The 20,974-nt window shown below is 39.0% G+C and carries 20 protein-coding genes; 13 read left to right on the forward strand and 7 right to left on the reverse strand.

The window, feature by feature from the left end; translation table 11 throughout:
• Nucleotides 1-19: 19 nt before the first annotated feature.
• Both HYV86_06630 and HYV86_06635 read right to left on the reverse strand, forming a co-directional pair.
• Nucleotides 20-784, reverse strand: a complete 765-nt coding sequence (locus tag HYV86_06630; protein MBI2573513.1) for a hypothetical protein — start codon at nt 782-784, stop codon at nt 20-22.
• Nucleotides 774-1,889, reverse strand: coding sequence for a hypothetical protein (locus tag HYV86_06635; GenBank protein MBI2573514.1), 1,116 nt, complete (start codon nt 1,887-1,889; stop codon nt 774-776). Before HYV86_06635 ends, HYV86_06630 begins: the two co-directional genes overlap by 11 nt.
• A 114-nt stretch (nt 1,890-2,003) precedes the next feature.
• Between HYV86_06635 and HYV86_06640 the strand changes: the two genes are divergently transcribed.
• Both HYV86_06640 and HYV86_06645 read left to right on the forward strand, forming a co-directional pair.
• Complete coding sequence (locus tag HYV86_06640) at nt 2,004-2,813, forward strand: hypothetical protein (GenBank protein ID MBI2573515.1); 810 nt, start codon at nt 2,004-2,006, stop codon at nt 2,811-2,813.
• A 69-nt stretch (nt 2,814-2,882) separates the two neighbouring features.
• Nucleotides 2,883-5,456, forward strand: coding sequence for a hypothetical protein (locus HYV86_06645; GenBank protein ID MBI2573516.1), 2,574 nt, complete (start codon nt 2,883-2,885; stop codon nt 5,454-5,456).
• 14 nt (nt 5,457-5,470) lie between these two features.
• Here HYV86_06645 and HYV86_06650 read toward each other — a convergent pair whose 3' ends face one another.
• Nucleotides 5,471-5,842, reverse strand: a complete 372-nt coding sequence (locus tag HYV86_06650) for a hypothetical protein (GenBank protein ID MBI2573517.1) — start codon at nt 5,840-5,842, stop codon at nt 5,471-5,473.
• Between the two features lie 233 nt (nt 5,843-6,075).
• Here HYV86_06650 and HYV86_06655 point away from each other — a divergent pair, with 233 nt between their 5' ends.
• The 7 genes from HYV86_06655 (at nt 6,076) to HYV86_06685 (ending at nt 13,061) form a co-directional block, all read left to right on the forward strand.
• Entirely contained in the window at nt 6,076-6,453 is a 378-nt protein-coding gene (locus HYV86_06655) for a hypothetical protein (protein MBI2573518.1), read from the forward strand.
• 117 nt (nt 6,454-6,570) lie between these two features.
• Nucleotides 6,571-7,791 carry an ABC transporter permease gene (locus HYV86_06660; protein ID MBI2573519.1) on the forward strand — a complete coding sequence of 407 codons (1,221 nt, stop codon included), beginning with the start codon at nt 6,571-6,573 and terminating at the stop codon, nt 7,789-7,791.
• Nucleotides 7,792-7,883: 92 nt separating this feature from the next.
• A complete protein-coding gene (locus HYV86_06665; protein MBI2573520.1) occupies nt 7,884-8,630 on the forward strand; it encodes an ABC transporter ATP-binding protein in 747 nt (248 codons plus the stop codon).
• Nucleotides 8,631-8,726: 96 nt separating this feature from the next.
• On the forward strand, nt 8,727-10,406 hold the full coding sequence (locus HYV86_06670; GenBank protein MBI2573521.1) for a thioredoxin domain-containing protein: 1,680 nt from the start codon (nt 8,727-8,729) through the stop codon (nt 10,404-10,406).
• A gap of 104 nt (nt 10,407-10,510) precedes the next feature.
• Nucleotides 10,511-11,107: a hypothetical protein gene (locus HYV86_06675; protein MBI2573522.1), complete on the forward strand. Its 597-nt coding sequence runs from the start codon at nt 10,511-10,513 to the stop codon at nt 11,105-11,107.
• A gap of 64 nt (nt 11,108-11,171) precedes the next feature.
• Nucleotides 11,172-11,471 carry a hypothetical protein gene (locus HYV86_06680; protein MBI2573523.1) on the forward strand — a complete coding sequence of 100 codons (300 nt, stop codon included), beginning with the start codon at nt 11,172-11,174 and terminating at the stop codon, nt 11,469-11,471.
• A gap of 252 nt (nt 11,472-11,723) precedes the next feature.
• Nucleotides 11,724-13,061: a malate dehydrogenase gene (locus tag HYV86_06685; GenBank protein ID MBI2573524.1), complete on the forward strand. Its 1,338-nt coding sequence runs from the start codon at nt 11,724-11,726 to the stop codon at nt 13,059-13,061.
• Here HYV86_06685 and HYV86_06690 read toward each other — a convergent pair.
• The 3 genes from HYV86_06690 to HYV86_06700 are packed head-to-tail and all read right to left on the reverse strand — an operon-like array spanning nt 13,058 to nt 14,622.
• Nucleotides 13,058-13,681, reverse strand: coding sequence for a hypothetical protein (locus HYV86_06690; protein ID MBI2573525.1), 624 nt, complete (start codon nt 13,679-13,681; stop codon nt 13,058-13,060). The two genes, HYV86_06685 and HYV86_06690, sit on opposite strands and share 4 nt — an antisense overlap.
• Nucleotides 13,682-13,709: 28 nt before the next feature.
• Entirely contained in the window at nt 13,710-14,285 is a 576-nt protein-coding gene (locus HYV86_06695; protein ID MBI2573526.1) for a hypothetical protein, read from the reverse strand.
• A gap of 49 nt (nt 14,286-14,334) precedes the next feature.
• Nucleotides 14,335-14,622: a hypothetical protein gene (locus HYV86_06700; GenBank protein MBI2573527.1), complete on the reverse strand. Its 288-nt coding sequence runs from the start codon at nt 14,620-14,622 to the stop codon at nt 14,335-14,337.
• A gap of 93 nt (nt 14,623-14,715) precedes the next feature.
• Here HYV86_06700 and HYV86_06705 point away from each other — a divergent pair, with 93 nt between their 5' ends.
• Entirely contained in the window at nt 14,716-15,924 is a 1,209-nt protein-coding gene (locus HYV86_06705) for a Glu/Leu/Phe/Val dehydrogenase (GenBank protein ID MBI2573528.1), read from the forward strand.
• A 29-nt stretch (nt 15,925-15,953) separates the two neighbouring features.
• On the opposite strand, the gene HYV86_06710 is transcribed toward HYV86_06705, so the two are convergent.
• A complete protein-coding gene (locus HYV86_06710) occupies nt 15,954-16,568 on the reverse strand; it encodes a hypothetical protein (protein ID MBI2573529.1) in 615 nt (204 codons plus the stop codon).
• Nucleotides 16,569-17,594: 1,026 nt separating this feature from the next.
• Between HYV86_06710 and HYV86_06715 the strand changes: the two genes are divergently transcribed.
• The 3 genes from HYV86_06715 (at nt 17,595) to HYV86_06725 (ending at nt 20,906) form a co-directional block, all read left to right on the forward strand.
• Nucleotides 17,595-18,209, forward strand: coding sequence for a hypothetical protein (locus HYV86_06715; protein ID MBI2573530.1), 615 nt, complete (start codon nt 17,595-17,597; stop codon nt 18,207-18,209).
• Nucleotides 18,210-18,446: 237 nt separating this feature from the next.
• A complete protein-coding gene (locus HYV86_06720; GenBank protein MBI2573531.1) occupies nt 18,447-19,850 on the forward strand; it encodes a DEAD/DEAH box helicase in 1,404 nt (467 codons plus the stop codon).
• A 174-nt stretch (nt 19,851-20,024) separates the two neighbouring features.
• Nucleotides 20,025-20,906 carry a VIT1/CCC1 transporter family protein gene (locus HYV86_06725; GenBank protein ID MBI2573532.1) on the forward strand — a complete coding sequence of 294 codons (882 nt, stop codon included), beginning with the start codon at nt 20,025-20,027 and terminating at the stop codon, nt 20,904-20,906.
• Nucleotides 20,907-20,974 lie beyond the last annotated feature (68 nt).

Here is a 20,974-nt window from a genome sequence, read left to right on the forward strand (position 1 = left end):
GCTCCATCTATTCACTGTTTCATTTCATCACAAATTTCTTCAAAATTGCCGCATACTCTTTAGTAAGTCCACCAAGGCGAAAGATAACGACTTCAGCAACACCTGCATCCCGTGCCAGAATTAAATCATTCTCCAACACTTTTGGATCAAGAACAGGTTCATCTCCCAGTACTCCTACTGCAATAGTTCCAAAACCAACTACAAATCGCTTGCCCCACTCATGAACGCCGCGTGTCATCTCCCGATGCATAAAATCATGCGTAAAAGGGAGCATGGAATGATACATCATCTTCATCACTGCTCTATTTTTTCTTTGATCAATTTCATAATGTAGCCCAAGCCAACGCAATATCATCATGCCTTTTTTTCCTTCAGGGAGATATTCGCACAATGAAACTTCGCCATTATAATTCCTAATAAAATTAGAAATCAATTTTTTGTTACGCCAGAAATTCAAACCTTGTGTAACATACAGTAACGAGTTTCTTGTTGTCGGCAATTCAAGGTCTAACATAACTGGGATCTGTTTTCCATTCAATTCATCAAGCATCCGCACCAATGCTTCTCTCTTTGAAAATGGTGAAATCCAATATCCCTCTTTTTTAGTCAATACTGGCCAATATACTGCTTTTTCAATATGTTTATTCTTTTTCAAACCAGAAACAATTTTTTCAAACTCTTGAAGTGAGGATGCAGCAACATATAATGTGGTTTTCCACGAAACAAACTTTAATCTCGCAAGATTCTGCTCTGTAGGGAATTCTTCAAAAAAGCTAATTTTCATCAAGAGAAGTAAGCATATTGCCCTTTTTCTTTGTTCCGCTTTCTAAGTCTTGCAGATTTTCATAATACGTTCGAAATTTAGGTAAAATTCTCTTTTTTAGATCTTGATCAAAAGGCAATTCGTTAACCGCTTTTTCAGCATCAATAACGGGAACGTGAGTAAAGTTACCTTGCAACACTCGTCCTGCTTTAGCACACTCTCTCTCCAACTCCAGCGCTAACGGGCTGGCAAAATCTTTAAACACCATAAAACGGCTAAATCCATTAGCTCCAGCAGATAAATACAACGATAAGTCAGAAATTCGATCTCGTACTAATGCTACTTTAATCACCGTTGTAGGACACGCAATACGTATGCGTGCAATCCACCATGCCATATATAATGGATCAGGTGATGGCACATCTGCAAACACCGTATTCTCTTGCGGCTTAAGAAAACACAACTGTACTCGATTAATCTCATATTTTTTGATATTTTCAATAACGATCTCAACATCTTCCTTTTTCTCTCCAATGCCGAGAATAATCGTAATTAACTTATTCAATCCTTCATGTTGTAAATTCTCCAAAAACATCATGAGTGTTCTCAATGGTTTAGAAGGACAAATAAATTGATGCAAATCAGGATCGAAAGATTCAATCGCGGAACCCATGCCTTTAATATATGGTTTAAGCTTAACAATCTCGCTTTTGGCATGCGGACCAAAGTTAAGCATGATCTTCTCCCCAAGCAACAAACTCATATTATGTGTCAACTCACATAAATAATCAACCGACTCAACACGTAAGCCGCCAGTAATATAACCAACATTCCATCCCATAATTTTGCATAACAACGCTTCCGCAAGAACCGACTCTTGACTCCGTACTGCTTTCGCTTGCGTTCCTGGCGTATGTTTTGGCTTGGTGGAAAGATAGCAATATTTACAATCCGCAATCGCACACGTCCAATTAATAAAAATCGAACGATCAAAATAGACCTCATTGGAAAAGTGTTGAACAAAAGCTTTCTGTGCCTCACTTAATAGTGGTGCAAGTTCTGCTTTATTTACTACGTGGGTAGCATTATTTTGCTTAATTTGCTCAACAAAATTCATAGTATTCATACTAATAGCCTTTTCTGGAACCTGTTTTAAAAAAGATTCGTCCCTTCCAAGAATTTCCCTATTTACCCTATCTTTACCATAAACTTCTTAAATCTCCTATTCTCCCAAGCCCCTATGAAACATCCAGCCGAGAATACATCTGATCTCCATCTCTCTAAAACCCACACTGCAGAATCTGTCAATATTGATCCATTTAGTCCTCCAAAAGAAGAAAAACATCCTGCAAATTCTCCAGAATCCTATCGCGTTCATCATTCAGAATCTTCTCAATCGCCAAAAGAGAAAAACACGATTGCTCTTGTGGTAGGCGGTATTATCATTGGCATTTTCATTCTTGTTATTGGTGGCTTTGCATTGTATAATCACTACAACCCTGCACCACAAACCATCGACGATTTGCATGCTCTTAACCTCCAAGGAGAATTATCTCCCGAAGAGGGATATATCTATAATGGATATAGTTTTGTCAAATCAGACGGCTTGTGGTGGTCAGAAATTCAAGACGACGGACGCACAGTTAAGTTCCCATTACATTTTGGTCCGTTAGAAGTTCAAGATATTCCTATTCATGGCGGTCTTTCACCCCAATTTGAAAACGGAAGTGAAATCTTCATTGCCATCGATCCTACTATTGAAAATAAATATTATACTTTGGCCATCTCTGAAATGAGTATTAATATTGCCAAAGGTATTGCTCGTATGCCTGTAGGGGCATGTACACAAGAAGACCCTATCTGCGAGAATCGAACTATTATTAACTGTGACACTGCAGCAGGAAAGCCTGTTATTGAGTTTGCAGTTTCTAATATCACTCAAGTAACCTTACGTGACACTTGCATTCGCATCGAAGGCAATGACTATGATTTAACCAAAGCCGTAGATCGATTATTATATCATTGGTATAATGTGGTGGAGAAACGGTAATTGTCAAAAGCAATTATTACTTTTTAATGAAAACAAGATTTTAAAAACATTTTTTCTCTTAACTTAAAAGTGTCTTCCTCTCACGTTCGTAAATCATATGTGTTTTTAGTAGTGATTGTAGGATTAGTTTTACTTATTTTACTTCTCGGTGTAGTCGGAAATCATTCTTTGGGTGTCACAGGTAATGCTTTTAGGCAAGTGCAAGATGGTTATGAAATAACAAGTTTCTTACCCCTAACTGATGGTACTTTACTTCCATATGTTTCGATTTGTCCTAATCAGGATGATTGTGCGATATTTGCAGAGTGTGTTCGTTTTGGAGAAGAAGTAATTATGGGTCGTGAGCAGAGTGCTGTTTGCTCTATAAATAACAATTTTATCAGAGGTGTGGCTAAGAGAAGCGTTCGCGCTTCACAGGGGGGAAATACTCCATTAGGTAATGCTTTTACTGCTTTATGTCCTCGAGCGAATATGTGCCCTACTCGTGCGCAGAATTGTGTTGAAGTGGGTACAACAGATGCCACGGGCATTGCAAGCCAAATTTACAAATGCGAAGGAGTTTCTGCAGATTGGGTCTTATATTATCAAACGGCTAGTTATCTTCCTGGTGAAAATAGGGCTCGCCCTTCAGTGCATCGGGCTGATTGTCCTCAACAAAATAGGTGTGTCGCTGCGGATGGGACTTGCCATAGTCATTATGCAGATTATGCAGGATTGCGCTGTGGCCCTGATCATAATTGGGCATATTGGATTACTACTTCCATTCCTCGTGCTGGTCAACAACCTCTACATGTGAGCGGACTCTGTCAGCAGCAAATCAGCTGTGTGAATGCAAATAACGAATGCATTGCTGTTGGTCAAAATTGGAATAATTTACGCTGTACTGCGGATGGCACCTGGCAACCGGTCATTTCAAGTTACGTCCCTGGTGAAGATCGAACACGACCTGCTGTACGACAAGGCATTTGCCCCGGGACTGAAATGTGTATCAAATCGGATAGAACCTGTGTTGCTCAGGGGTCTACAAGTGGAACTGGTGCGAACACATTAACTTGTGGTTCTGATCATAATTGGGGTTATGCCATTTCAAGCACTAAACCAGACGGGAATATTAATCGAGGAGTTTGTCAGCAACGTAATGCATGTGTTCGTGCAAATGGTCAATGTGTTGCAGTTGGTACTGTGGTTGGCGATTATACTTGCGGTCTTGATAAGAATTGGGGTTATGCCATCACAAGTTCTAAACCAGATGGTTCCACAAATCAAGGAGTCTGTCAACGAAGAGACCAATGCATTACCTCCAGTTCTCGTTGTATGGATGTTGGACAAAGTGCAGGAAATGGTTTAACGTGTGGTCCAAGTAATAGGTGGGGTTATGCCATCACAAGTTCTAAACCAGACGGTTCCACAAATCAAGGAGTCTGTCAACGAAGAGACCAATGCATTACCTCCAGTTCTCGTTGTATGGATGTTGGACAAAGTGCAGGAAATGGTTTAACATGCGGACCAAGTAATAGGTGGGGATATGCAATCCAAAGCTACATCCCAAATGAAGATCGTTCCCATCCTGCAGCTCGTCAGGGGGTATGTCAAAAATTAGATCAATGTATCGGTATAGATGGAAGATGTTATGATACAGGAATAGTCCGGGAAAATACCGCATGCTTCGAAAAAAACTGGCTTGGCTGTGGGGATAAAAACACACGTCAGCAAGAGGAATATGTACGAGGAGACCCTACTCTTCAATTAGGCCATTATGATATTATCGGAAACTATCTGTGTAAAGATAGGCGATTTGTCCCTATTGATTTTTCGAGCTGTACAAATGAACACCCTATCATAACAGATATTTTCATCGATACTCAATTTGTAACGGTTAGCGATGATACTATACAAGAGATGGTGCGTCGTAACAACCTTTATCTTTGTGCAAAAACACCAGGCATGAATTATGCTTACCAGCTTAGAAATGTTATACGCCTTAACAGTGGGCAAGAACCAACTCCTGAATCAATTAAACAATATTATACTTCACATAGGCTATCTTATCCAGAATTTGTAAGATGGTTTGGATTTATTGAACCTCCATTTCCCCATGGTGGATATTATAATATTGTAGAGACTAACAGCCCTAATTATTGTAACCGATACATCCCCGTTCGTAAAACAACCAGTAAGAGTGCATTCGTCTATAATGTAAATAAAGTTAATCATTTTACTCCTGATCAAGATTTAACAAGTTATTTCATTAGGGGAGAAGACGCAGGAAACGGTTTAGGGGGTTACATGAATGGATTTCTCAATCATGAATTCCTTCATGGCTATGCGTCTGGGCATGTTGGGGGTAGAGATTGTAATAACGCAATTGCCGACCCTCGGTATCAGGGACGACTAATCCCTGCATCTGTCTGCCCTAATGGCATTGCTAATCTAATTGATGCAACTCACTCATGTAGGCGAGACGCTCAGGGAAGATTCGTTACCCCACAACTCTCAATAATCACCCCTCCCCTCCCATCAGATCAAGATCGGACTGATGTAGATAGAGATCACACTAAATTTTTAACAGATCCTTTAACTATTGCAAACAACAATGTAGAAATCGTAAACAGACCTGTTCGCACTGCGCCAATAATAAGATAATTCTTTTTTATTTCTTAACTTCTCTCAATCCCCAGCGTCCCTATTCCTCGATCCCGTGCTACCACCAGTCTAAAGTTCAACCCTAATTCTAACACTGCCTCAAGCAGTGCCATATGCTCAACGCCTGTGCCAGACACAAAATTCAATGCCACTTCAAAATCGCTAATCTTACCACGTAAACTCGTCACAATCGTTGCAGTCATCTGCTCAACACTCATCCCTTCAGAAATCACAATCATCTCCACTCCAGTTGGAGTTTTGAAATTATCTTTGCCAAACTGATTGGTAATCAAAAATATTTTTGACCACCCACCATTTCCTATAAGCTTAATCACTTCAGTCCAAGTTCCTTTTCCCGTAGACAAACACGCAATAAGAGTAGGCATACATATTCCAGACGAATGCAACTATAAAAATGTAAGGTCTAGGCGGTGTTTTTTTCAGTTCACATTTTCAGCCCAGATGACTGTTGGTTTCCTATAACTAGTGTCTAAACTGCGTTATTTCTACCCTAATCATTACAAAATGCCCATTTTCTCTATTTTTCCACCCCTCTGCCGTAGAAAAATTTATAAGACAAAAAAGGTTCTTTCACAATATACCATTGGAGGTGGTGTACATGCAAAAAAGTGGATCAGGTAACAGAATGACCAACAAGCTCATTGCGTACGCATTTACAGCTGGGGTGGTTATCGCCGTTATCTTAGGATTAATTTCGAATTGGCTCCCAGCAAATGTTTTACCAATTTTAACAACAGTACTTGTATTAGCTGGGTTAATTGTAGGATTCTTCAACGTAACTGCTGAAGAACAACGTGATTACGTATTGTTCGTAACTGCGCTTGTCATCGTATTAAATTTTGGTGGCAGCATGCTCGGTCAAGTCCAAGTTGTTGGAATGTACCTTGAAAATACCATGAGAGCTATGATGGCATTCATTTTACCATCAGTCGTAATCGTTGGTCTTAAAGCTGTCATTAATCTTGCACGAGATTAAGTACATTTTTTTTACTTTTTTTCTTCATTTTCACTTTATTTTCATTTACAATTTCTTTGAGAGATCTTTTTGTTCGTTTACCACAACTCTCTTAAACTTCCCCTACTTCCTCTTCCCATGCTCAAAGATTTCTTCATATTAAGTATTCAGGAAATCCGTCATCGTCGTGTCCGTTCCATCCTTACTCTTACAGGTATCATTATTGGTATAGCTGCCATTGTTTCTTTAATTATGCTAGGTCAAGGTCTTAAGAATGCCATTGAGGGCCAATTCTCTGCCTTAGGTAACGATAAACTTTTCATCAATGCTAAAGGCAATTCCTTTACTCCTGGTCTAAGTATTGATGCAGTCAAAATCACTGAAAAAGATCTTGATATTGTACGTGCTACATCAGGTGTAAAACTAGCTACTGGTTTTGTCTTCACCACTGCGGCAATTGAGATCAATGATCAAGTGAGATACTTTATGATATATGGTGTTTCTACTGATCCTGATGAACGAAAATTATGGGGAGAATCCAATAGCTATAAACTTGATATTGGTAGGGTGCTTGAAAACGGTGACGCCCATAAAGTCACTATTGGTGCTGCCTATCAAGATGAAACACTTTTTGGCGAACCTGTTGAACTTAGTGATAAAATTCTCATTAAAGATGTTCCGTTTGAAGTCGTGGGTATCATGCAAAAAACGGGATCACCTCCTGATGACCAAGCTATTAGTATGCCTTTAGAAGTGTATGAAGATCTCTTCGCTACAAATGGCGAATTAGGGATTCTTATTGCTCAAACTCAATCTGGCGAAGATCCTTCTCAAGTAGCATTATCCATTGAAGAAGATTTACGCGATAGCCGTGGTCTAGAAGAAGGTAAAGAAGATTTTACTATTCAAACACCTGAAGAAATGGGAGCAATCTTTGGAACAATACTCAATATCATTCAAGTCGTGCTTATTGGCATAGCTGCCATTTCGCTTCTCGTAGGAGGAGTTAATGTCATGAATACCATGTATACTTCCGTTTTAGAACGAACCCGTATGATCGGACTCATGAAAGCAGTTGGTGCTAAGAAAAATCATATCCTTCTTTTATTTCTCATTGAATCCGGCATTTATGGGTTTGTAGGAGGAACTATCGGAGTATTGATTGGCATTGGCATTGCTAAATTTGTCGAGCTAATATTTGTCATTGCCGTTGGTCCTGCCTTTCTGTCCATAAAAGTCAACTGGTTTTTTATCATTGGAGTTTTGCTATTCTCTTTCATCATCGGCTGTCTCTCTGGCATAGCACCAGCCTGGAGAGCCGCAAGGTTACATCCCGTGGATGGATTAAGGTATGAGTAATTTTTCTAGCTTTCTAACTTAGTTGAACTTTTTAGGTCAAAAATCAATCCTCTAAACTAACCTTTAAATAACTCGCGTCCCTTCTCCCAGTAATGTCTCCGCAACCTCTCATTCAACTTCACGACGTCTGGAAAACGTACATTATGGGCGAAGAACGTCTTGATGTTTTACGTGGCGTTAATCTTACTATTCACAAAGGCGAATTTGTAGCTATACTTGGTCCATCCGGAAGTGGCAAATCCACACTCATGAACCAAGTCGGCCTTCTTGATGTGCCTACAAAAGGTAAAATCACACTCGAAAATCAAGATCTCTCCACTCTTTCGGAAAATGATCTTGCCCAAGTGAGAGGCAAAACTATTGGGTTTATCTTTCAGCAATTTAATCTTATACCCACATTAACGGCATTAGAAAATGTTATGCTTCCTACATTATTTCAAGGGCTAGCTCAAGAAGAACGAGTCAGACGCGCAACGCAACTTCTCGCAACAGTAGGACTAGATCATCGTATGGATCATAAACCAGGTCAACTCTCTGGTGGACAACAACAACGCGTTGCCATTGCAAGATCATTAGTCAATAATCCCTCGATTATTCTTGCCGACGAACCGACGGGAAATCTTGATTCCATCTCAGGAACACAAATTTTTGAGCTTCTCATTCACCTTCACCGCGATGAACACAAAACACTCATTTTAATTACTCACGATGAAGAATTGGCTCACCATGCTCAACGTATTGTGTATATGAAAGACGGGAAAGTAGATCGTATAGAAGAGAGAAAAACATCTACAACTAAGAAAAACACAAAAAATAATGCTGCATTGTCACCTAATTAAGTAACCTAACTTTATATTTTTGTTATAACGGTTAAACTATCTAAATCTTTATAAATATATTTTTGCGTATCTTAATCTAATAAAGGGGGATGTTATATGGAACAAAAACAGCTCGACGACTTAGAAGAGACGTATTTTGGTGAAGAATTTATTGATGATGAAGAAGAGGTTCGTGTAGAAGATCTCAAAGAAAAAAAGAAACCAATCACCAATGTCAAACCAGTTTCTCCTCCTACTCCCGTTGTCCTTCCTAAGAAGACAACTTCTAAAACAGTTTCTCTCAAATCCGAATCAAGAGCAACAGCTTCTGCCGCCTCTCTTCCACAAGATGAAGAAGGCTATGTTGATCTTCAAGATCGCAGTAAAGTGGAACATCGAGAAACAGAAAAAGTTGCTAAAGTTGAAGTAAAACCAAAACGCGTTGTGGAAACAGCTCCTTCAACAAACCCTTGGAGTGGTGAATCAAAAACATCTTCAGAATCAAAATCATCTTCGTTTGGTTGGAAAATTGTTGCAGGTATTCTGTTGATCCTACTTGTAGCCTCAATTCTTACTGCTGGCTTTCGAGGGATGAATCCAACTTCAACAGAAAATGATCTTACTCTTACTCAAGCCCAAGAAAAAGTCTTAGACTACGTTAATACTAACTTATTAGAAGCTCCTTTTGTAGCACAAGTTGAAAACGCCGCTGATGAAGGTAATGTATATCGTGTTACTCTTTCGGTAGCAGGTCAAAATGTCGATTCCTACATCACCAAAGATGGCGAAATTTTCTTTCCTCAAGGATTTAAAACAAGCGTTGCACCGGATGTTGATAAAGCTCAAGAACCTTCTCTTGCCAATATAGACATTACTGGTCAACCTATAAAAGGAAATACCAATGCCCCTGTAACCATTGTTGAATTTTCAGATTTTGAATGTCCCTTCTGCGGAAAATTCTTTGAGGAAACATATCCTCAATTAGAAAAAGAGTATATCAAAACAGGAAAAGTAAAATTAGTGTTTATGGACTTTCCTTTAAGCTTTCATCCCCAAGCGCAGCCTGCTGCTCTTGCCGCAGCATGTGCCAACGAGCAAGGTAAATTCTGGGAGTATCACGATCTTTTGTTTAAGAATCAAGAACTACTCTCCGCAGAAAATTATCAAAAATGGGCTACTGATCTCGAATTAGATGCTACTAAATTCAAGACATGTGTTGACTCTCAAAAATATCTTAAAGAAGTGCAAAAAGATCTAACTGATGGACAGGAATATGGTGTAAGTGGAACTCCTGCTTTTTTTATCAATGGTAAATTATTAAGTGGAGCGCAGCCTTTCACTGCATTCAAAGCAGAAATAGATGCTCAACTTGCAATTGCTCAACCAACATCTGTTCAACCAACACAACCAAGTCAAGAGGCACCAAGTCAAGAAGCTCCTGTAGCCCCCTCTGTGCCAGTTGCACCCGTAGCTCAACAACAACCCTCAGCTCAAGACTCTGATCCTTCCACCCAAACACAATCCGTGGCGCTCTCATCTAAAAAATGGAGTTTTAGTCCAACCACAATTAGGGTTAAAGAAGGCGCAAAAGTATTATTGACCATAACGCCTAATGATAGCGAACCAACCTTTTCGTTGCCTTCCTACTCTTTTTCCATTCCTGCATTGGGGGTAAATACTCCCATTGCTGGCAAAACCGTTGTGGAGTTTAGAGCATCTAAAAAAGGAACATTTGAGTTTTCCTGCAGCAGTTGTCCAGAACAACGTAACATGAAAGGAACTCTCGTCGTCGAATAATAATCAAATAACCTGTTACAAGTAGTTGCAACTCACTTGTGGGTTAATTAGATAGTAACTAGATTATAGAAACCTTTTTTAACTTCTCTTTTTTTTATTGTTATATGGTCACTCGACAACATAAACAAGTTCTTCGCCAAGTTGTAGTGATTACGTTTTTGTTGCTTATTGTTGTTGGCTTTACAGCACCTTTAATTTTATATTCCAACGATGACCCATTTGCTAAAAAATCCACTGCAACTCAGCCACGTTTATGTCGCAGTGATGCTGATTGCAGTCTTAGTTGCGATAGTTCACAAACTCCTCTTGCTGTACTTTGTTTGCAAAATTATTGCATGCAGAATAGTTGCGAAGAATACAACCCATACTCTTACGAATTAGTTCCTATTGATCTTTCACTTAAAGCATCAATCAATGGTCAAGAAGTAAATTGGAACGCAGTTCCGGGTGATTCATTTGTCACTCTAAACAATGCTACTACTTTTCCTGTTGTCTCCGTATTTACTACCGGCTTAACACTTGCTGACATTACCAGTAAATTAGGTTTGTACATGAATCAAGACTGTCTCTTTCATGCAGGAGTCGAATACTGTTCTAATGAAAATGCCAACCTTACAGTGTATATTAATGGAAATAAAAGTGTAAGTGCAGAACGATATATCCCTATTTTTGGCGATAAAGTGGAAATCGCCTACGAATAAAGTTAAGTAACCAAAGGGAAATAATCCAGATAATTTTATAAAATTCTGTTCTTTTAGGTTAATCATGGATAGAACCACAAAAATTGTGTTTGGTGTTGTAGTTGGTCTACTCTTGCTCTTTTTGCTTGTGGCAGGATGTAGTGTATTCTTATTCTACACACTCGTTGATTCAACAAAAGATGTAATGCAATTTGTAGAAGAATGTCCGCTCCCTAATGAGCTTAGTTTTGTTAATAATTCTAATCCTACTGAAGAAGATGTAATGAAATCTGTAGAATGGTGCTGTACCAATTATGATAGTTCACGTGAAATTTGCCAATTGTTAGAACAGCAACGAACACTTAACAGTATGCAGAATAATTAAAAAGTAGTTTTATTACTCGCTGGGTCTAATACCCCGTTGCTCTGCAACGGTTGCGAGTAATAACCAGAAATCCGTCTTGAAAATCGCCGAATACCCCGCAGCTTGCTGCGGAGTGAGCATAGCGAATGGTGGGTAGGCGATTTTAAGATTTCTGTGTTTATTTTTCTCACAAATCTCATTCAATCTCATTCAAAAATAGTATTAGAAGATCTTTTAGCAAATGTTTAAGAATTACCTTTTATTCCTCTACCTATGCCAAAAAATCCTCCCCTTCAATCATCTTCATCTAAGAAACCCTTTCAGTCTCTTCATTCAACTGATCCTTTAATCTATCATCAACAGCCAACTCCAGGTAAAATTGCAGTCATTCCTACTAAGTCATGTAAGACCGTTCAAGATCTTTCCTTAGCGTATACTCCTGGTGTCGCGCAACCTTGTCTAGAAATTCATAAAGATCCAACCACCGCGTACAAATATACTAGCAAAGGCAATCTTGTTGCCGTCATTTCCAACGGTACAGCAGTTCTTGGTTTAGGTGATATAGGGCCATTAGCAGGCAAGCCTGTCATGGAAGGCAAAGGTGTTTTGTTCAAACGCTTCGCCAACATTGATGCATTTGATATTGAGATCAATGAAAAAGATCCAGAAAAACTAGTCCAGATCATCGCTTCATTAGAACCTACATTTGGTGGCATTAATCTAGAAGATATTAAAGCCCCTGAGTGTTTCTATGTGGAACAGGAATTAATCAAACGTCTCTCTATTCCATTAATGCATGATGATCAACATGGAACAGCGATAGTTGCTGGCGCAGGACTAATTAATGCACTCTATATCTCTAAGAGAAAAATTCAAGAGGTAAAAATCATCTTCTCTGGTGCAGGTGCTGCTGCTATTGCCTGCGCAAAGTTCTTTATCGAATTAGGTGCCAAACGTGAGAATATTTTTCTTGTGGATAGCAAAGGCGTCGTAACCACACAACGCGTCCACGAACTGTCTGCAGAGAAAAAAGAGTTTATGAAAAATACTGCGGCCATTACTCTTGCTGACGCATTAGTTGGAGCTGATGTTTTTGTCGGTGTTTCCAAAGGCAATGTTCTCACACCTACGATGCTGCGTGCAATGAAACCATCGCCTATTGTCTTTGCTATGGCCAATCCCACACCTGAAATTGCCTACGAACTTGCTATCAAAGAAGTGCCTGGCGTAATCATGGCAACAGGACGCAGTGATTATCCCAATCAAATCAATAATGTGTTAGGATTTCCCTATCTTTTCAGAGCTGCCTTTGATGTACGCGCCACAGCAATTACCCCCAAAATGAAAATTGCCGCTGCAAAAGGCTTGGCAGCATTAGCCAGAAAAAAAGTTCCTGCAGATGTTGAAAAAATCTATGGAAGAAAATTTGAATTTGGTCCTGAATACTTAATTCCTAAACCACTCGATTCTCGCATCTTATCAAACATCACACCCCTGATTGCCAAATCTGCCATGGACGAAGGCGTGGCACAGCAGCCGATTAAAGATATGGGTGAGTATGTTGCTTCATTGAAGAAACTGGCACAGAAATTAAAGAAGGGGAAATTCTAATCTTTTCCTGTTGGTGTAAGTACCCATCCGTAATACTCCGGACGAACAATTCCTGCTTTTTCAACCCATCCCGTTGTTCCACGTAATCCCATGGCTGCTTTTGGAAATCTTCTTTCAAGGGTAGGATCTTCTAGGGGTTCTACAAGAGCTTTACCCGCAACAGTACAAGGTAAAGCCTGACCATAAACTACAAGAGTTACATTCTCTTCTCTTTTTGGTTTAAATTCTGAATATGGAGAAAAAACTAGGTATGATCCTTGAGGCAAGTCAGATATAGTGTCCATTCCTTCTAATAAAAGATTAATTCCTAGTAATTCAGGTGTTAATTTTTTTCCGAGAATAAGATTCTCTGCTACTTTGCTAACTTCAAAAGGGGAAATCGCCGACCACATTCTATTATTTCGTACTTGCGTTCCTCTTTCATATAATGTAGTAAATCTTCCCCCAGATGTCGTCGTAAATCCACGATGACGTTCGCCTACAATCCCATCTAACGCAAATTCTAAATGATCACGTTCTTGCGTTACAAAATAACCATCGCCCTGATAACTTTTATCTATGTGGACAGAGTTGTACACTCCAGCTACCCTAAATGGAATTAAATCTTTTTCAAATTTCATATCTCTCTTAAGAAAAGGGTGCTTTAAATTATTTTTGTGAAAAATCCTTCGGAAATGTAATCCCTATCCCCATATTAGGCACAAATATCAATTCATCATAATCGTATAGCGATACGCCAAATCGCATACCTGCATATCCCAAACGAAATTCTTGTTCAATAAATGGTCGAAGTCGAAAAGTAATATCTGCCTGCGGAATTCGCACACTCTCTGTATCAACCGATTTATAATCGCCAGTGAACGAAACATTGCCTGTAGTGAAATCAAATTGTGCAGCACTTCCGATCCGCAAATCAAGGTCAAGATCTTTATAGTTCCAATGTTTAAATAGCGTATCAATTAGAATTCCATATCTTTTTACCGTGGTACTACGTTGTGAGCTAAGAGGAATACCTTCACTTGATGACCTATTTCCCTCTTCAAAATGAGCTTCTAAGCACCCTTCTAATCTATCTGCAGAATCTTTCTGATTATACCGTTGCACACAGGTGCGCGGACCGCCATTCCAATTCGGTCCCCCTTCATGCTCAAAATGAACTCCTTGATAGAGATGAGCATTACATCCAGCAAGAAGACTGATACCAAGTACATACCGTGGTCTCATAAACATAGAGAATAGTCTCAAAGATATAAAGAAATAGCGAGTGGAGAAGTTAGATAGTATCTACTTTTGGAAATGCTTCGTAAAATCGTTGAGGATTTCCTGCATACGTTGTTGTTCTCTGAACCATCTGTTGTTGAAGTGTCCCTCGATCATACAAATGAAGCGGAACACCTGTCATCGCTTCAATTGCTTCTGGAACAGCACCTCGCTTATCACAAGCAAGTGCAACTGCTAATCGTGATTCATATGGTTTTTCTGGATTTATTTCTACTTGTCCATATCTTCTGCTCTCATATTCTGCTTGTACTTCTAATCTATCCCAGTTTAAAAGTGCCATAATTGTAGTCACTTAAGAGTACTATTTAAAATTAGTGGATCTAAAGTATCAACCTCCACAACACATTTAAATCCTTCTTCACCTCCTCAATCCATGACATTCAACTCCATACAAACCTTTCTTGAACGCATCGCACCGCTTGCAAACATTACTCCGCAAGAACTCCAACAACTTCAAACACCTGTACGTGAACTCTCAGCTCAGCTGCACGTGCGTGGCAAAACCTATCCTGCCTATCGTGTTCAATTTAACAACGCACGTGGTCCATTCAAAGGGGGCATTCGCTTTCATCCCGAAGTTGAACTCGACGAAGTAAAATCGCTTGCGTTCTGGATGGGCATTAAAACAGCAGTTGCCGATGTACCTTATGGGGGAGGTAAGGGTGGTGTGACCGTTGATCCTAAAACACTCTCCAAAGAGGAACTCCAAGAACTAAGTCGCGCGTATGTTAAAGCGTTTTATCAACATCTTGGTCCAACCAAAGATATTCCTGCACCTGATGTATATACAACTCCACAAATCATGGCATGGATGTTAGACGAATATGAAACTCTCACTCAACAGTCCGCTCCTGGTTTTATTACCGGAAAACCATTAGAATTAGGTGGTTCCAAAGTACGTGATATTGCGACGGCATTAGGTGGTATTTACATTCTTGAAGAAGCATTACATAAATTGAATCTCAAAGACAAAACAGCCGTCGTCCAAGGTTTTGGCAACGCGGGAATGAACGCCGCAAAATTACTTGCAGAACACGGATTCAAAGTCGTTGCAGTTTCTGATTCCAAAGGAGCAATCTATAACCAAAATGGAATTAATATTTCAGATCTCATTGCAATCAAAGACAAAACGGATATGGTCACATCCTATGCTAATGCGCAAAAAATTACACCAGCCGAACTTCTTGCATTACCATGCACAGTTCTTGTTCCCGCAGCGTTAAGCGGTGCAATCACCAAAGACAATGCCGCAGAAATTAATGCCAAAATTATTCTTGAACTTGCCAATGGGCCTACCACTCCCCAAGCAGACGTCTTACTTCATGCACGTAAAATCTTGGTTTTACCAGATATTCTTGCCAATTCCGGTGGAGTTACGGTATCTTATTTTGAATGGGTACAAAACAACATGGGCTATTATTGGACAGACGTTGAAGTGCGTGAGAAACTCAAAGACAAAATGGTCACTGCGTTTAATAACCTCTGGCCAGACTATCACAAAGGTCCACATGATATGAGAACTATCGCGTATGTTCATGCAATCAAGAAGATTGTGGGCGCACAGAGACTCAGAACACAATAATTTTTTTTGTATTTTTTAGTATCAAATATTCATAAAGAAAACGTCGTGCTTCTATCTCCATATGTAGTTGTAGTTCTTCTTGTAATATGCACATATCCTGAATTGTAAGGGAGTCGAGTATCTCCTGCCAAATAGTTTTCTATAAACCCAAATAATAAATACCTCTCCTCGAACGGTTGTTTTCCAAAACCAAAATCTAACCTCTCTCCTTTATCAGTCACAAATCTCATCTCGCTACCAGGTTCCCATAGTGCTGTTTGTGATCCACTTTTTGATCGGTGAATGTAATGCCAGTTTACCCTCTCATCAAGTGTTTCACAATCAATAGCTCCATGGGTGGCACTAATCCACTGCCTTGAGGAAGGAAAGACAATTTTGCGTCCCGTATATGCTACTCGAGGTTGAAAAATAAATGGGATTCCTATCTGTGTTGCCTCATAATGGGGATCTGTGTCCCTTGAAATAATTGGCATAACGTCCGCACCTTCGCAATAGCTATCTTCAGCGCCACCAACTGCTCTACCCAAAAAAACAGTTTTAACCAGCGGTAAACGCAAAGTTGGCTCATGTAATTTAAGTTCTCGTTGCCTTGTAAGATGAAAAAGCCCTGCCTCAAGAGTATAAATCTCTAAACTTTGACCCATATCATCAAAACATCATTTAGCAATTTAAAATTGTGGGTGATAGGCAATTATACAGTTTATACCTCCATTAGAAAAAGTCTAAAACGATTAGACAACGTAACATTTAAAGCATCTTTTGGTTTCTATTATGTAATGAGTAAACTTACCCCTGCCGTTGAAAAAATTGTTTCTAAATACGGTATTAACCCTCCATTCATTCACAAAGGCTTTCATGCTCGCTTCTATGCTATTGATTTCGTCCCATTACTATGGAATAGATGGGGAAAATATGAGGGGTATTACTTCAAATCAATTATCTCAACATTTCATGATCGTTATTGGACCTTGTATTATATCCCCTCAGAATTAACTGCATTGCGTAATCATTATCTTACTAAAGTGGAGACGGATAAAACGTATCTTTCAAAGCACTATGCTGATTGGAAAAGGTTGTGTAAAAATTTAGATAAAAGTACGCAAGTCTTGGAGAAATCCATCAAATTTAACGAACCATTTCCTCTTTTCTTCAAGAAATATCAAATCTTTATTGAGGATTATCTTTCACAATATGCACTTGCTGTAGCAGTTCAAGAAGCATGCAGTTTTCAACCGGAACTGTGGATTCATCCTGAGATTGAAAAGTTTTGTGATAAATATAAACTTGAACTAAAAGGGACTACAGTCCTTCTCACTTCTCCGGTAGCACACTCATTTGTAACGAAGGAAGAACTTGACCTTCTCACAATTACATTAGAATACAAGAAATCAAAGAACCAAACGAAGTTACAAGAAGCCATTAAAAAACATCAGCAGAAATGGTTTTGGGTTCAGAATAACTATGCTAGCATTAAAGAGATCTCATTAGAAGAATTTGAGCAGCGTGTTCATGTCATTGCATCATTATCTGTTGTAGAAATCAAACAAAAAATAAAACAGTTAGAACAAAGTCCTAAAGTTATTAAAGAGGAGAAAAAAACATTTTTCACAAAGCACACACCTACTTCAAAATTAAAACTTTACATCAAAGTTAATGAACTTTTTTTCGAAATGCAGGATATTCGTAAAGGATACGTCTTGCTGGCAAACCATTATCATAAAATATTCTTGGAACGAGTGAGCAAAGACTACGAAATCCACATTGAAGACCTTTGGCTATATTCTCCTGAAGAAATAGTTCATCTTTGCACCACCAAAAAAATTATTTCTCCAAAAGAATTAGAACAACGCAAAGTGATGATGGTTGAAGTCCAAAGTAAAAGCGAAAGAATCATTTTTTCTGGAAAGCAAGCACAAGAATTCTATCAACATCTTCAAGAAGAAACTCTCGAAACAACAGAGTTTAAAGGCACCATTGCTTCTATGGGTAAAACTCAAGGTCGAGTGGTGATTGTGCTCAAGACCCATGATCTTTTACGCGTTGAACGAGGTGATATTCTCGTGTCTTCTATGACTAGACCAGAGATGACCGTTGCCATGCACAAAGCTGCTGCATTCGTCACCGACGAAGGTGGCATTACTTCTCACGCAGCCATTGTTGCAAGAGAATTACACAAACCCTGTGTTATTGGAACAAAGATTGCAACTAAGATCTTAAAAGATGGAGATCTTGTTGAAGTTGACGCAAACAAAGGCATAATCAAAATCCTCAGAAAAAATTCCTAAACTTCCACAAACCATCCTAAACCTTTATATAACAACACCTATTTTACACACCCACTATAGCTAGCGGAGAAGCCAAGTCTCTCTTTCTTCGCTGTGTGACGCATGAGAACAAGGCTACAACTAGCGTTTCTATTGCGTTTATGCAAGGAACTAAACGTATCAATAATTTTTAGTTTCTTATAGACTATAAGTACAACATGGAGTTGAAATAGTACAGAACACTGTACACAAAATAAAATGGAAGCATTCAAAACATTAGGCGTAAATGATCTCGTTTTACGAGCATTAGAAGAACAAAAATTCGAAAAACCAACTTTAATTCAGCAACAAGCAATCCCTCTAGTCTTAAGTGGGCATGATATTATTGCAAGTTCCGCAACAGGATCAGGTAAAACTCTTGCATTTAGTGTTGGTATCATTCAAAATTCCAACGCACAACGTGGTATTCAAGCATTAATTCTCACCCCTACTCGCGAACTTGCTGAACAAGTATCCCGCGCAATTATGGGTTTTGCAAAATACAAAAAACTCAATGTCGTTGCACTCTATGGTGGCGTTTCCATTAGTCCACAAATAGATATGTTACGTCGAGCGCAAATTGTTGTTGCCACGCCTGGTCGTCTTCTAGATCATCTAGAACGCCGTACTATTGATTTAAGCAGCGCAAAAACCGTCGTTCTTGACGAAGCAGATCGTATGTTTGATATGGGCTTTCGCGATGATGTCGAATCAATTCTCAAAGCCTGTCCAAAAGAACGACAAACTCTTCTGTTTTCCGCAACAATTTCTGATGACATCGTGGTTCTTTCAGAAAAATATATGAGTAACCCTGTTGAAATTGAAGCAGAAAAACGCGTTGATCCTACTAAACTTCATCAAGTTTATTATGACGTACAAGACCGTGATAAATTCTCATTGCTTGCTCATCTTTTAGCGCAAGAAAAAGAGGGTCTTGTAATGATTTTTTCTAACACTCGTCAATGGACTGATTTCGTTACCGACAATTTGCGACGCCTGAACATGGATGCAATTGCGATTCATGGTGGTCTCTCCCAACAAAAACGCAATAGCATGATGAAATTGTTTCATTCCAAACGCGCAACTATTCTTGTCTGCACTGATGTTGCTGCTCGTGGACTTGACATCAAAGGAGTAAGTCATGTATATAATTACGATTTACCTGCAGATCCTAAAGAATATGTTCATCGTATTGGTCGTACTGCTCGCGCAGGAACTGATGGGAAAGTCATTAACATTGTAGGATCACGAGATCATGAAAACTTTCGACGTATCTTGTCACTTAACCGCTTGACCATTCCTTGTGAAAAAACTCCTGCTTTTGAAAGAGTACGCAGTGTCTTTTCAGGTGGAGATCGTGAAAGCAGTGGCGGTAGTCGAACTCGAGAACGTCCTTCACAACACACTCAACGCAACCCTCGTTCATTCGAACCATCATCTTCCAGTTTTGGTCGTGGCGGGTCACGTTCCCATTCTGGTTCTCGTGGTCCAAGAGAATTAACGAGAACTCCTCGTGATTCTTCAAGTTCTTCACGACCAGCAGAACGTAGTGGAGAACGTAGTTTTCGCGGACGTGGATCTAACGTGCAAGCACGACCAAGACGCGACGATCACAGAAAATAGATTTTTTTAGTTTTCTATTATTTTTCTTTTTAGTATTCTGTCTTAGAACTTTTTTTAAACTACCCGTTTACTCTCTCTCTCTCTCTCTCTCTCTCTCTCTCTACCCTCTCCCTTCCTTTCCCGCAACACATATAAACTTCATTTTCTTTAGTTCCCAAAAAGAGGAAGAACAGGATGATTAAAGCAACACCTACAGCAACATATTTCGCATCTTCTCAATATTCTCATTTTAGGATCACCACTGAATTAGCAAAAGTCGAAAAAAATCCTCATTTCAAAAAAATTCTTGAAGACTTTGCCAAACATGAAAAAGGTGATTTTGAATTCTGGAAAAAATTAACCAATACAGAAACATTTGTTGTTAGCCCAATAAAAATATTCTTCCTCAAAATTTTACGTAAAATTCTTGGTCTCACATTTATTGTTAAATATCTTGAACGTGAAGAAGAAAAGATCATCAAAAATTATACTACCTATCTGGGTAAGATTAGCGATCCCGAACTCAAGAAGAAAATTAAAATAGCAATAGCTCATGAAACAAAACACGAAAAAGAATTAATTAATCAGATCAAAGAAGAACGAGTTGAGTTTATCTCCAGTATTGTTTTAGGAATCAATGATGGTCTGATCGAATTAACTGGGGCGCTCGTAGGATTTTCATTTGCTCTTCAACAAAACCATCTTATTGCACTAACAGGATTTATTACAGGAATTGCTGCAAGTCTGTCTATGGCATCTTCAGCCTATATGCAAGCCCAATACGAAAAAGGAAAACATCCCGGAAAAGCCGCAGTGTATACTGGGATTGCGTATGTTATCGTTGTCTTTTTGCTGATTATTCCCTTTGTTTTATCCAGTTCAATCCACGTTGCCCTTGCAATCCTACTCTTTATTGTCTTAGGGATCATCGGGAGTATTTCATATTACACTTCAATACTTTTCACAAGATCTTTCATCAAACAATTCCTCAAAATGATGACATTCACACTTGGCGTCGCATTAATTACCTTTCTATTAGGATTATTCTTACGAGTAGTGTTTGGAATTGAGGTCTAACTAATTAAACTGAGGGATTTGTCTTAATTCCCTCTTTTTTCATCTTTTTCTCATTCTTCATTTTATAC

The sequence above is a fragment of the Candidatus Woesearchaeota archaeon genome, assembly GCA_016188115.1.
Taxonomy (GTDB): domain Archaea; phylum Nanobdellota; class Nanobdellia; order Woesearchaeales; family GW2011-AR9; genus JACPIK01.